Source organism: Moritella sp. Urea-trap-13 (genome assembly GCF_002836355.1).
Classification (GTDB): domain Bacteria; phylum Pseudomonadota; class Gammaproteobacteria; order Enterobacterales; family Moritellaceae; genus Moritella.
In genome coordinates this window covers 1-13,639 of record NZ_PJCA01000005.1, presented here as the reverse complement: position 1 = coordinate 13,639, position 13,639 = coordinate 1, and the positions used below count along the sequence as shown (strand labels likewise).

9 protein-coding genes are annotated in these 13,639 nt (G+C 41.8%); 3 read left to right on the top strand and 6 right to left on the bottom strand.

Annotated features, from left to right (window positions below):
• Positions 1-502: 502 nt before the first annotated feature.
• The 4 genes from CXF93_RS02795 to CXF93_RS02780 all read right to left on the bottom strand — a co-directional run bounded on the left by CXF93_RS02795 (position 503) and on the right by CXF93_RS02780 (position 6,674).
• The gene (locus CXF93_RS02795) at positions 503-2,188 is read right to left on the bottom strand and encodes a methyl-accepting chemotaxis protein (RefSeq protein ID WP_101060882.1); all 1,686 of its coding nucleotides are present in this window, start codon (positions 2,186-2,188) and stop codon (positions 503-505) included.
• Positions 2,189-2,556: 368 nt separating this feature from the next.
• Positions 2,557-3,345 (bottom strand): slipin family protein, encoded by a 789-nt coding sequence (locus CXF93_RS02790; protein ID WP_101060880.1) that lies wholly within the window; start codon positions 3,343-3,345, stop codon positions 2,557-2,559.
• Positions 3,326-4,867, bottom strand: coding sequence for a nodulation protein NfeD (locus CXF93_RS02785; protein ID WP_101060878.1), 1,542 nt, complete (start codon positions 4,865-4,867; stop codon positions 3,326-3,328). The genes CXF93_RS02790 and CXF93_RS02785 overlap by 20 nt, the downstream gene beginning before the upstream one ends.
• A 106-nt stretch (positions 4,868-4,973) precedes the next feature.
• Positions 4,974-6,674, bottom strand: coding sequence for a methyl-accepting chemotaxis protein (locus CXF93_RS02780; RefSeq protein WP_101060877.1), 1,701 nt, complete (start codon positions 6,672-6,674; stop codon positions 4,974-4,976).
• 411 nt (positions 6,675-7,085) lie between these two features.
• Here CXF93_RS02780 and CXF93_RS02775 point away from each other — a divergent pair, with 411 nt between their 5' ends.
• Both CXF93_RS02775 and metC read left to right on the top strand, forming a co-directional pair.
• Positions 7,086-8,447: a sodium:alanine symporter family protein gene (locus CXF93_RS02775; protein WP_101060875.1), complete on the top strand. Its 1,362-nt coding sequence runs from the start codon at positions 7,086-7,088 to the stop codon at positions 8,445-8,447.
• Positions 8,448-8,653: 206 nt separating this feature from the next.
• On the top strand, positions 8,654-9,838 hold the full coding sequence (metC, locus tag CXF93_RS02770) for a cystathionine beta-lyase (protein WP_101060873.1): 1,185 nt from the start codon (positions 8,654-8,656) through the stop codon (positions 9,836-9,838).
• Positions 9,839-9,908: 70 nt separating this feature from the next.
• On the opposite strand, the gene CXF93_RS02765 is transcribed toward metC, so the two are convergent.
• Positions 9,909-10,802, bottom strand: a complete 894-nt coding sequence (locus CXF93_RS02765; protein ID WP_101060871.1) for a DMT family transporter — start codon at positions 10,800-10,802, stop codon at positions 9,909-9,911.
• A 141-nt stretch (positions 10,803-10,943) separates the two neighbouring features.
• Positions 10,944-11,822, bottom strand: coding sequence for an EamA family transporter (locus CXF93_RS02760; protein WP_101060869.1), 879 nt, complete (start codon positions 11,820-11,822; stop codon positions 10,944-10,946).
• 226 nt (positions 11,823-12,048) lie between these two features.
• Here CXF93_RS02760 and CXF93_RS02755 point away from each other — a divergent pair, with 226 nt between their 5' ends.
• The gene (locus tag CXF93_RS02755) at positions 12,049-13,188 is read left to right on the top strand and encodes a hypothetical protein (protein WP_232784084.1); all 1,140 of its coding nucleotides are present in this window, start codon (positions 12,049-12,051) and stop codon (positions 13,186-13,188) included.
• Positions 13,189-13,639: the final 451 nt, after the last annotated feature.

Genomic DNA, 13,639 nt, shown 5'->3' with positions numbered 1-13,639 from the left:
AGGTGTTCAACGTAAAGAGATCCGTCAATCGATTGCATGTGTTAAGCATCAAAACATGGCTGGTTCTGATATGGGCGATGACCATAAAGAATACTTTGCTGGTGATGCAGCATTGAAAGCTGGCGGCGAAGATAACACGATGAACCAGTTCTAACTGATTATAACCCCCTCCCAACCTCCCCCTACAAAAAGGGGGAGGAGCAAGAGAGTGACTACTTTATTATCAGTTAAAATAAAAAGTCAGTTAATATGAAAAAACCAGCTTCGGCTGGTTTTTTTCGTTTTGAGGTAAATTAAATATTAAGGCCCAAGAGGTGCAGACTTTCAGTTGAGGCGATTAAAGACGGCTTGCCCGCTGCGACCCCATCCATGGGGGCTTGAAGTTTGCGTCCCTGCAAACAACAGCAGCCTTTCTTTAATTGCTTCGTCTTTATTGCATCACGAGTAAGTAAATCCAGCTCAAATACAGTGTGAAATTAGTATGGTTTTTTATCCCCTCTGATTAGAGCTTGAATTGGCTGAGTAGGCTCTCTAGCTGACAACCAGCAGCGGATAGATCTTCTGACACCTGCGCGGATTCATGGCTCGATTCAAGTAGGTTCGTGACTACATCTCGGATGGTGACCATGTTGCGGTTTATCTCCTCGGTAACAGAGCTTTGCTCTGTGGCTGCAGTCGCAATTTGATTGGTCATGTCATTGATCGCATCGACGGCATTTGTTACTGCAGATAAACTATCGGAAATTTCTGCTGATGATTGCGCCGCACGAATACTGGTATCCTGACTGGTATTCATGGCTGCTACGGCCTGAGCAACTAATTGATGTAGTCCGTCTAGCATCTCTTTAATCTCGAGGGTGCTATCTTGAGTGCGGCTAGCAAGGCTGCGTACTTCATCTGCGACAACAGCAAAACCACGGCCTTGTTCACCAGCTCGGGCAGCTTCAATCGCAGCATTAAGTGCTAACAAATTGGTTTGTTCGGCAATGGAGCCGATAACCTGCAATACACCATCAATTTTTTGTGACTGCTCGTGCAATGAAGTCATATGTGAACCGGCTTGCTCCACTTCGTCAACCAACGCGGTAATGGCACCGGTAGATGTTGCAACTTTATCCTGTGCAATTTGTGAATCTTGAGTAGCAGCATGGGTTGCATCGGCAACTTGGGTCACGTTCTGGGCAACATCATTGGCTGTTGCACTCATTTCAGTGACGGCGGTAACAATTTGGTCTGTTTCGTTGTTGTGTATGGTTAGTTGTTCTGCTGTTTGCTGGGTCTGTAAATTAAGACTGCTGGCCGCGTTAGAAATTTGATGTGTTGCACTGGATACGTCAGTTATTATGCTATGTAACTTTGATACGAAGCGGTTAAAAGCCTCACCGAGTTGGGCAATTTCATCTTTCCCTGTTATATCAAGACGACGGGTTAAATCACCTTCACCATCGGCAATATCTCTGAGCGTATCGACCATCACATTGATAGGTTGGGATACCCGGCGCGCGACCCATAACATAATAACAATAGTAAGTAGTGCTAGTATCGCTGAACTGGTGATCACGGATTGTATTTGTACCCGCATTTGTCGCCATGCAGAGTCACTATATGCGGTGGTTGCGCGTTCAATATCATCAATGTAAACCCCGGTGCCAATGAACCAATTAGTACCTTCTACTGGCGCGGCATAACTGAGTTTTGGTTGTGGGGACGCAGAGCCAGGTTTGGCGTAAACATAGTTAAAGAAATCGCCACCGGATTGACCCGCTTTAATTAACTCTTGAATTATTTTTACGCCATTAGGATCTTGCAATGCCAAGCGATTTTTACCCTGTTCCGACTCAGAAGTCGAATGAACAATATTATATCCTTCGTTATCGTAAATGAAAAAATAACCCGAATTATTTTCTGAAAAACGCACCGTCTTCAACATAGCTCTTATATTATCTAGTGCTTTCATTTTGTTTTGTTCATTGTCGAGTTCACTTTTCACCACTTTACGCGCTATATTGACAGCATCGCTAAGCTGTTTTTGACGTTCTGAAAGCAGTAGATCATGGTGATCTTTAATTGTATTCTCAACTGCATCTGTTTGCAGATTGACAATAATGGTTAATGCTACAGATAACGCAATAACCATAGGTAAAATTGCAATGAGCAACAGCTTATTTTTCATTTTTAAATTATTCATGATAGAGCCTTTAGTTCACGGTTGAGTTACAATTTTTTTCATTTTTGATTGGGTATACCTTATTGTAACGGCGGAGCTGAAGGGAACTTTAATAGACAATAGTAGCCCGTATCGTGGTTGGACCAGAGCTAAATAGGGCTTAAAAGGGAAAACTTCTATAGTTTCAATCATTACTTTAATTTTAATCGAAGAATTAATTATTTAATAAACACTGTTATATTATTTTATGCGACTCATGCTTATTTGAGTATCTATCACTTTGGTATCTATCATCACCATATAACATCTCTGCATTTATATTTTGTTCCCTCCCTTTCATTTTATATAAAAGTAGGGAGGGTTAGGCTGGAGTTATGTTTAACTTGGGGTCATGTGTCATCTTTATTTTTCGATTTTTTACTCGGCATTAAATTAGCGAGCAATTCTGTTGGCATTGGAAATAAGATGGTGGAATTTTTTTCACTGGCGATCTCAGTTAAGGTTTGCAGATAACGTAGCAGGATCGCATTTGGTTCTTGGGCTAGTTTCGCTGCTGCTTCGACTAATTTGTCCGATGCTTCCATTTCCCCTGATGCATGAATCACTTTCGCTCGTCGTGTTCTCTCTGCTTCCGCTTGTCGTGCAATAGCCCTGATCATAGTCTCGTTTAAATCAATGTGTTTTATTTCCACGTTCGATACCTTGATGCCCCAACCATCGGTTCGTGCATCTAAGATGGCTTGGATATCGGTATTGAGCATATCTCGATTGGCTAACATTTCATCCAATTCATGCTGACCTAATACCGACCTTAATGTGGTTTGCGCTAGTTGCGAAGTGGCTTGCAGAAAGTTTTCAACATTGATAATGGCTTTTTGAGAATCGATTACTCGAAAATAAATAACCGCATTAACTCGCACGGATACATTATCGCGGCTGATAACGTCTTGACTGGGCACATCCATCACCACAGTACGTAAGTCGACGCGTACCATTTGTTGTATTACCGGGATGATGATGATCAAACCAGGTCCTTTGACCTTTTCGAAACGGCCAAGGAAAAACACAACCCCACGCTCGTATTCGCGCAGGATCCGAAACATGCTGATGATCAACAGGAGTAATAAAAAGATAATTGCCCCGGTAAATAACATGCCGCTACTGAGGATTGCTTGCATCGTTAACCTCCAATTCAGTGAGTGGCATTAAGATCAGCGTTAAGCCATCAATGCCATTGATTTCTACTACTTGTCCGGCGATGAGTTGTTGCGGGCAATAAGCTGACCAACGTTCACCGTTTATATTAATATAACCTTGGCCGATGAATCCTGTGTCGACGGTGGTTTCTGCACCAATTAATGCTTCTTTACCACTGACGACTTTGTTTTTGCGTATGTCCCATAAATAGCCAAATATAAAGATGAAAAATAGTAATGACACCACAGCAAGGGCAGCGATAAGTTGTATCGACACCTGAAATTGCGGTAGGTCGGTATCAAATAAAAATATCGAACCCAGGGTAAAGGCCACTAGACCCCCGAGTCCAAAAATACCTACGCTCGGTGACATAGACTCCGCTATCAGTAAGGCAATGCCGAGTAATAATAATGCTAGTCCAACATAATCAAGCGGTAACAGTTGGAAGGCGTACAGGGCAATAAATAACGAAATTGATCCTGCGATACCTGCGACTCCAATACCGGGACTGTAAAACTCGAGCAAGATGCCATAGACCCCAATTAGCATCAGGATGTAAGCGATATTTGGATCTGTGATGGTGCCAATAAAGTTACTGCGCCAACTGGGTTTACGTAGTTCCAGTGGACTATTGGTCAATGTGAGTAATCTTTGCTGCTGTTTAATGGTGACGTATTGACCGTCGAGCTTTTGCAATAAATGTTGTGGTGATTGCGCGATCAGATCAATGACGTTTTTATCCAATGCTTCGACCGCAGTAAGCGTTGCAGCCTCGGTCACAGCTAACTCTGCCCATTCGACATTACGTTTACGTAGTTGGGCTAAAGAACGAATATAGGCCACTGAATCGTTAAGCACTTTTTTTTCCATCGCTGTTTTTTCAGTTACTTGTGGTGAACCCGATGGCGTAGGAGAAGATGGTGATTTGCTGGCCTCAGGTTCTAATGCATCAGGTTGGGCACTGGGTTTGTTATCAGCATCAGGTGCCGGCTGATAAGGATTGGCAGGTTTCTTGTCACCACCGCCGGGCAGTGGATTACCAATACTGACAGGAGTCGCTGCACCTAGTGTGGTGGTGGTCGCCATGGCTGCGATATGACAGGCATAGAGAATATAGGTACCTGCACTGGCAGCTCTGGCTCCGGGAGGATGAACTAAGCAAGCAATGGGGATATCAGAGTTTAAGATAGCTTGGTTAATATCACGCAAGCTAGACACTAAGCCGCCGGGGGTATCGATAGTAATAATAATCAGTGGTGCTAAATTTGAGTTGAGAGTAGCGTTATCGTCCTGACTATCACTTGTGGTTGGTTGGTTAGCTCGCTTGATTTCAGATGTGAGGTAATGACTAACGGCAGGACCAATGGCCCCCTTGATGGTTAATACGGGCACTGCGGTTGCAACGTTGTTGGCAGCGGTTTCTGTAGGCTCTGCCTGGTTAGCATTTAACATGCTGCTATAAATCAATAGCATACTTATCAGCAAGTAATACATAGGTAACATCTCACTATCACGTTACCTATATTCTAGTTCATTAATAGCATGCCCGCGTTGTTGTTAATGGTAATAATAGCGGGCAGATTATTACTATGTTGGTTCTATACAAGTGCTATGACAGCTTGAATTGGCTGAGCAGTGTTTCTAATTCTTTGCCTGCGGCTGATAAGTCAGTGGAAACTTGTGTTGTTTCATGACTTGATGCTAATAGTTGGGTAACCACATCACGAATATTGATCATGTTACGATTTATTTCATCGGATACTGAACTCTGCTCTGTTGCGGCGGTAGCAATATGCGTAGTCATATCATTAATGGCATCAACAGCATCGGTGACGGCTGATAAACTACCGCTGATTTGCGTCGATGATTGCATCACATGGGCGCTGGTCTCTTGGCTAGTTTTCATGGCGCTAACCGCTTGTGCGACAAATTGATGTAAACCATCAAGCATCACTTTAATTTCTAATGTACTGTCTTGTGTCCGACTGGCTAAGCTACGCACTTCATCAGCAACAACGGCAAAACCTCGGCCTTGCTCACCCGCTCTGGCAGCTTCGATCGCGGCATTCAGTGCTAATAGGTTGGTTTGGTCGGCAATCGCGCCGATCACTTGTAATACATGATCAATCTTTTGCGATTGATCATGTAGTGAACTCATGTGGCCACTGGCTTGTTCGACATTATCAACCAAATTAGTGATGGCATTATTCGACGTCGAAACATTATCTTGTGCTAATAAAGAATCTTGGGTGGCTAATTTTGTAGCGTCAGCTACCTGAATGACATTTTCAGCGACATCGTTGGCCGTGGCATTCATTTGGGTAACGGCGGTAACAACTTGGTCGGTTTCATTATTATGAATGGTGAGTTGTTCGGTGGTCTTTTGGGTTTGCTGGCTTAAGCTAGTCGCAGAATCCGTTACTTGGTGAGTGACATCGGCCACTGCGCTGATAATGCATTGTAACTTTGAAGTGAACCGGTTAAATGCACCGCCCAGTTGGGCTATTTCATCACTGCCTTTAATATCTAGACGGCGGGTTAAGTCGCCCTCGCCATCGGCAATATCATTGAGGGTATTAAGCATGTCGTTAATTGGGTTGGCAACTCGTTTAGCTATCCATAACATCACTAAACTGGTGAGCATAACCAGCACGATCGCACTGATAATCGCGGATTGTATTTGCGTGTAAAGCTGTTGCCATGTCGATGCACTGAAAGTCGCTAACTCTTTTTCAATATCATCAATATAAACGCCCGTGCCGATGAACCAATCAGTACTGGCAATCGGTGCAGAATAACTTAACTTTGGCTGCAATGAATCAGTGCCAGGTTTAGGGTAAACATATTCAACAAAGCCACCGCCAGACTGACTTGCCTTAATCAGTTCTTGGATCAGCATCACCCCATTTTTATCTTGTAATGCGAAACGGTTTTGGCCTTGATTTGCTTCGTTGGTTGCGTCGGCAATATTGATGCCTTGACTGTCATAAATAAAGAAATAGCCGAGGTTGTTGTCGCCATAACGAGCTTGTTTAAGTAGATCGCGCACATCCGCTAGGCTTTGCTGTTGGTTTAGATTATTCGCTGAGGCGAGGTTCATTTGTCGTTGTATTATTTTTTGGGTTATTTTTACGGCATCACTGATTTGTTTCTGACGTTCGCTACGCAACAGTGATTCATGGTTATCAATCATGCTGGTTACTGAATTCGCTTGTAAATTAGCAATAATGGCTAACGCAACGAACAGTGCAATCATCATAGGTACTATCGCAATTAGTAGTAATTTACTCTGCATTCTTAAATTATTCATGTATTAACCTTTAGCTCAGTTAAAAATAACAAGGTGTCTTATTAGCTCATTTTTTTACCTATATTTATATATTCTTATACTTAAATTGTTAACTTAGTGTTTATTTTTTGTGTTGTTTCAATGTATTTTAAAATAATTTTGGATACTGGCGCTGGCGATTTATAGAACACTGCGTTGTTTTTACTCACACCTTTTATCGCGGGGCTTGAGATTGTTTTTTTATAAAATATCAAATAAATTTATAATGTTATGACTTAGTTTTTTAATCCAAAACATAATGCCTGAGAATACTAATTTGCCGACACATGGTTGCATGTTAAACAGTTGTAGGTATTATGTTTATCTGTTTGTTGAATATATAGCCTGATAATGTGCGTTATCAGAATTGTAAATCTTAAGGAAGGGATGTTGATGGAAGCTTTAACAAATTTTATTTCTGCTGTAAATGGTGTGGTGTGGGGTGTACCTATGCTCGTCATGATCTTAGGCGTGGGGTTATTCCTGTCTTTAGGATTGAAGTTGATGCCAATTTTAAAAATAGGCACGGGCTTTAAATTACTTTGGGCTGGACGGAAATCGAGTTCAGGCGATAAAGGTGAAATATCGCCGTTTAATGCGTTAATGACATCGCTTTCTGCAACCATCGGTACTGGTAACATTGCCGGTGTTGCAACGGCTATCTTTTTAGGTGGACCGGGCGCGTTGTTTTGGATGTGGTGTACTGCATTAGTGGGCATGGCAACTAAATATGCAGAAGCAGTATGTGCGGTTAAATATCGTGAAACGGATGCCAATGGTAACCACGTTGGTGGTCCAATGTATTACATCAAAAATGGTTTAAGCAGTAAATGGGCTTGGCTCGGTACTGCGTTTGCTATTTTTGGCTCAATTGCTGGTTTTGGTATTGGTAACACAGTGCAATCAAACTCTGTTGCGGATGCATTATCAAGTAGTTTTGGTATTTCGCCAATAGTTTCTGGCTTAGTAATGATGGTATTGGTTGGCTTAGTATTAATGGGTGGCGTTAAACGTATTGCTGATGTGGCGGGTAAATTAGTACCAATCATGGCAATATTTTATATCGGTGCTGGTTTGGTTGTGCTAATCATGAATGCGAGTGAAATTCCTGCTGCATGGGCATTAATTATTGAAAGCGCATTTACTTCGGTTGCTGCACAAGGTGGTTTCGCTGGTGCTGCTGTTTGGGCTGCTATCCGTTTCGGTGTAGCTCGTGGTGTTTTCTCTAACGAAGCAGGTTTAGGTAGCGCGCCAATTGCACATGCTGCCGCGCAAACTAATGATCCGGTTAAACAGGGTCTTATCGCGATGTTAGGTACGTTTATTGATACCCTTATCGTTTGTAGTATTACTGGTTTTGCTATTGTTGTATCGGGTGCATGGACATCGGGTGAAACTGGCGCGGCATTAACATCTGCTGCCTTTGCCAGTGCATTACCGGGTGTTGGTAACTACATCGTTGCTATTGCACTGTCGGTATTTGCTTTCACGACTATTCTTGGTTGGAGCTTCTACAGCGAAAAATGTGTGCAGTATCTATTTGGTGTTAAAGCGATTGTACCATTCCGAATCTTGTGGATCATTGCAGTGCCAATTGGTGCGACAAGTTCATTAAGTTTTGTATGGCTACTTGCTGATACATTAAATGCAATGATGGCACTGCCTAACTTGATTGCGCTAGTACTACTTAGCCCTGTGGTTTTCAAGCTAACGAAAGAATATTTTGCGAAGCAAGGCAATGCTGCTAAAGAGTAATTTGTCCTGTTAACAAACATGGGTCGGTAATGTCTGGCCAATGATGATCATCAACAGTATTTAAACCCCGTCTATTTTCGTTGAAAGTAGGCGGGGGTTTTGTTTTTATGCTGTAATTATCTATTGCTTGGATCTCTATCTTTCGCTACTGTGTTTTTATTGATATCGGTTTTATAAAAATACGCATGAACAGGGAAATACATAATATGAGTTCAGATAAACTCGCCACGCAACTTGTGTCGGCAGGACGCGATAAAAAATTCTCACACGGTGCAGTGAATCCTGTTGTTCAGCGTGCATCATCAATTGTATTTGACTCAGTTAAAGCCAAAAAAGCCGCGACAGCAAAACGTGCTGATGGTGAATTGTTTTATGGTCGTCGTGGTACCCAAACGCATTTCTCTCTGCAGCAAGCGATGACCGAATTAGAAGGTGGTGAAGGCTGTGCGCTTTATCCTTGTGGCGCAGCGGCAGTGACTAACTCTATCTTGTCATTTGTAAGCGCGGGTGAGCATATCCTCATGACCGGTGCTGCGTATGAACCAACGCAAGATTTTTGTAATGTGATGTTAGCTAAAATGAACGTAGCGACGACGTATTACGACCCTATGTTAGGCGAGGGCATTGCTGCATTAATGCAACCGAATACTAGCGTAGTATTCTTAGAATCACCAAGCTCGGTGACCATGGAAGTACAAGATATCCCTGCGATTGTAAAAGCAGTGCGCGCGGTAAACCCTGAAGTTATTATCATGATAGATAATACGTGGGCGGCGGGCGTGTTATTTAAAGCACTTGAACATGATATTGATATCTCAATTCAAGCGGGTACGAAATACATCATTGGTCATTCTGACTATATGTTAGGTACAGCAGTTGCTAATGAACGTTGCTGGGCACAATTACGTGAACAGTCTTACTTAATGGGGCAAATGGTTGATGCTGATACTGCGTACATGGCGAGCCGTGGTTTACGCACTATGGGTATTCGTTTAAAGCAGCATGAAGCTGCAAGTATTCAAGTCGCTAACTGGTTAACGACACGTTCAGAAGTGGAACGTGTTAATCATCCAGCACTACCAAGCTGTAAAGGCCATGAATTCTACAAACGTGATTTTAATGGTTGTAACGGTTTATTCTCGTTTATCTTAAAAGACAAATTAAGCAATGAACAACTGGCTAACTATTTAGATCACTTTGCCCATTTCAGCATGGCATATTCGTGGGGCGGTTATGAGTCATTAATCTTGGCTAACCAAGCTTCAGAGTTGAATCGTATTCGACCTGCAGGTGATGTAGATTTCACTGGTACGCTAGTGCGTTTACACATTGGTTTAGAAGATGTAGAAGATCTTATTGCTGATCTAGAAGCGGGTTTTGCTCGACTTTAAATACTCAGAGTTAATGAACTAGTAATGAACTAAAAGTAACGGACTAAAACTAGTCCGTTACTACTAATTTCTAAGACGGAATTACCACTTCTTTTTTGATCGCCTTTCTCGATTTAAACTGTGTCATCGCCACACCTGTAAGTACCAATGCACCGCCAATAAACTGATAACTCGATAGCTGTTCATCAAGAATAAAGGTTGCCATAACCGCGGTAAATACCGGTAATAGGTTCATGAACATTGCCGATTTGTCTGCGCCGAGATGTTGGATACTCTGCATCCATAACCAGGTAGCTAAGATTGACGTCGGAATTGCGGCATATAATACCAACGGTAATGATTCTGTGGTTAGGCTGACTTGGCCGTGGTACGTCAATACAGGTAATAAGATGATTACCGCAAATACCATCTGTACATATAACGCGATCCAGTTATTGAACGGTAGACGCCAGCGTTTGAGCAATACGCCGTACAGCGAGTAACTACACGCGGCAATCAGCATATAAGTATCGCCAATATTAATGCCTTCTGATAACAAGTTACTGATTTTACCGTGACTAAGCATATACACTAAACCCGTCAGTGAGATCATCGCGCCAAACAGAGCATTTTTGGTTAACGTAAGTCCGAGTATCGGCACACTAAACATCAAGCTTAACAAAGGGACTAAGGCAAAAATCAGCGTCATGTGGGTTGCTGTTGTTGTCGCCGCAGCAAAGTAGGCGAGGGATTGATTAATCGCCATGCCCAGTAAGGCGAGGAATGCTAGCTTAAGTAAATAAGGCTTAATAGCATGGCGTTTTTTCCATACCGGTTTGATTAAAAAAGGCGTAAGCGTAATTAAGGCAATGAACCAGCGATAGAAAGAAATTGTTTCGGGTGCGATCACATTGGTCGATAAAATATTAACAATTGAATTGCCTGACCAGATGATAACCGTGAATAGCGGGAGTAAAAAGTACATGTAGATCTGCTTGCGTATAAAAAGGCGATTGTAGCAGAGAATATAATGTAATTTATAGACAATAAACCAAGGTGATGTAATGGAGTAGGACCATCACCTTGGTTTCACGTTATTCTAGGGTATTGTTTGCTGTATTTTCCGTTAAAGTACGGCTGTCTTTTGCAATACGCGTTTCTTAACGACCGTTTCATTAAATACTAATGACAATACGATGATACTGCCACCAAGTGCTAATTTGACTAAGTCAGCATCGCGATTCCAAATAACCAAGTTAACCAATAAGCCTAATGGCACAAGCACGTTATTCATTGCCGCTAATGTACCTGCATTAACTAAACATGCACCTTTATTCCACATGAAGTAACCTAATCCTGAAGCGATAATGCCAAGGTAAGTTAATACGCCCCACTGTGTTGTGGTGCTTGGCATTTTTTCAGTACTACCTAGCAACATGAATGCGACTGCAGCAACTAGGAATGCGCCAATATAAAACAGGCCAAATACTTCGCTATGTTTGACACCTTTCAATTCGTTTTCTGATAATTTCTTGTAAGCCACTTGGCCGATCGCCATGGCAATATTCGCGCCTTGCACCACTAAGAACCCAATGACAAAGCCTTCATTAATACCTGCGTATTTAATGACAATCGCACCTAATACCGCGATAAGCGCAGTACCTAAATACCAAGGGCTGAAGCGTGAATGTAATAAGTCATCAATCAAGGTCACATAGATAGGCGTGAACACGGTAAATAATAATACTTCTGGCACGGATAGCAGTAGGAATGATTGATAATAGAAACCATACATAATACCCAGCTGACAAGCGCCGATAGCCATCACTTTAATAATGGTAGAGCGGGCTAGGTTACCCAGTCGTAAAAAAGGGATGAATACTAACATCGCTAAGCCAATACGGAATAATACCGAGAACCAAGCATCAACCTGACCGGATAAATAAACCCCGATAAGACTAAATGAAAAAGCCCATACTAAATTTGTAATGATTAAAAAATGCATTCCGTTACCTTAATTAATAGATGCCTGCAGGTTTGACGACGATTGCCGAAAATAGTGACTAGAGTTTATATTTTGCTTGGTTTACATTACAGACTTGTGTTTTAAATTTGCCATTTTGATTTACGTCAGACTAATAAATGAGCATTTGTAAGTTGTGAATACGGGTATATTTAATGTTGATATAATTAATATTAGCTGTTTATTTGCGAATATCGAGATCGTTATAATGATGAAACTAAGTGCTTTATTACCTTTTACCCTGCTGGTGGCGTTTAATTCGGCTGCGAGCGTAGCTGTAAATCCTATTTTTCAATTAGAAGCCAAACCTGAAATTGGCGAAATGGTGACGTCATCTACTGCTGAACTTTGTGAAGTTGCCAAAGGTTCTGTGGATTACCTTAATTTGGGGGAGGATTATGATCCCGGTATTATCACTGCAGGCATAACAGCGCAATTTGGTGGTGATTTAGATAGAGTGAAGCGTACCCTTAATTTTATTTGCCAAGTAGAACAAACTGATAAATTAGCAGGAACGCCGAGCCGTTTAATGGATGCTAATTTTATTGCCGAACACTTCGATGTGATCCGCTGGATGCCAGATAAAAACCAAGCGCAGGGCTTTGCCAAAAATAAACCGTTGTTGAAAAATATCCCTGACGACAAAATTTTACTGACCAAATATTATATTAAACTAGCGAAAGGAACGGCAAAGCAAACCCCTGAAACCCCTTATGCGTTATATGCTATTCCGAATGATGAAAAAGACCTCTCGCTTGAGCAAGCCAATGCAGATCTGAGTTTGACCCGTCATCAACTCACCAAACAAGATGTCATCACCGGAATTTTGGATAAAGATAAATTAGCAGAGCCTATGGTGTGGTTATCGCGTTATGATTTAGAAGACTCATTAATGCAAGGCACGGTAAAAGTCGATTTTACTACTGATAAGAGTGCGAGTGATGATAGCAGTGAGATAACCAGCCAGTTTTTTAACGTACATCGTAATAATGGCATTGGTTATAAACGTAATTTAAAGAAAGAACAGCAGGGGCGTTATTGGTACTTCAAGAAAACCGAGTCGGTGATGGGCTATGGTAAAGATGCTAATTATAAGATCCCTGTTTATCCATTAGTCACAGTAGCAGGCGATCTCGCTCACTTAGGTTTGGGTAAGCTCATTATGTTGACCCACAATGGCGAAAGCCGTTTAACCGTATTAGCAGACACGGGCGGAGCATTTGAGAATAACCAATATCAGCTTGATTACCTTGGCGGTTACTTCAAAAATTGGGATGACTATATTAATACTTACCGCACCTTCTCTGATTATTTTGAAGCAAGAATATTATTGTTGAAAGATAAGTGATTTTTTAACTCGGATTACTTATCGCACATAAGTATAAAAAGACGGGGCTACTAAAGTAGAGCTGCTATTATGGGTATGAGCTGCATGGATGCTAACTTACCTATTTCAAGCCCCCATGGATGGTTTCACGGCGGGCAAGCCGTCTTTAATCGCCTCAACTGAAAGTCTGCACCTCTTGGGCCTTAATATTTAATTTACCTCAAAAAGAAAAAACCAGCCGAAGCTGGTTTTTTCATATGAACTGACGTTCTATTTTAACTGATAAATCATTCTATAATAATGCGTGTCTAACGATTATTAGAACTGGTTCATCGTGTTATCTTCGCCGCCAGCTTTCAGTGCTGCATCACCAGCAAAGTATTCTTTATGGTCATCGCCCATATCAGAACCTGCCATGTTTTGATGCTTAACACATGCAATCGATTGACGGATTTCTTTACGTTGAACACCC

Coding starts and splice junctions, on each gene's coding strand:
- CXF93_RS02785 (WP_101060878.1), bottom strand. CDS start 4,867: ATGTTACCTATGTATTACTTGCTGATAAGTATGCTATTGATTTATAGC.
- CXF93_RS02790 (WP_101060880.1), bottom strand. CDS start 3,345: ATGCAAGCAATCCTCAGTAGCGGCATGTTATTTACCGGGGCAATTATC.
- CXF93_RS02765 (WP_101060871.1), bottom strand. CDS start 10,802: ATGTACTTTTTACTCCCGCTATTCACGGTTATCATCTGGTCAGGCAAT.
- metC (WP_101060873.1), top strand. CDS start 8,654: ATGAGTTCAGATAAACTCGCCACGCAACTTGTGTCGGCAGGACGCGAT.
- CXF93_RS02760 (WP_101060869.1), bottom strand. CDS start 11,822: ATGCATTTTTTAATCATTACAAATTTAGTATGGGCTTTTTCATTTAGT.
- CXF93_RS02775 (WP_101060875.1), top strand. CDS start 7,086: ATGGAAGCTTTAACAAATTTTATTTCTGCTGTAAATGGTGTGGTGTGG.
- CXF93_RS02755 (WP_232784084.1), top strand. CDS start 12,049: ATGATGAAACTAAGTGCTTTATTACCTTTTACCCTGCTGGTGGCGTTT.
- CXF93_RS02780 (WP_101060877.1), bottom strand. CDS start 6,674: ATGAATAATTTAAGAATGCAGAGTAAATTACTACTAATTGCGATAGTA.
- CXF93_RS02795 (WP_101060882.1), bottom strand. CDS start 2,188: ATGAATAATTTAAAAATGAAAAATAAGCTGTTGCTCATTGCAATTTTA.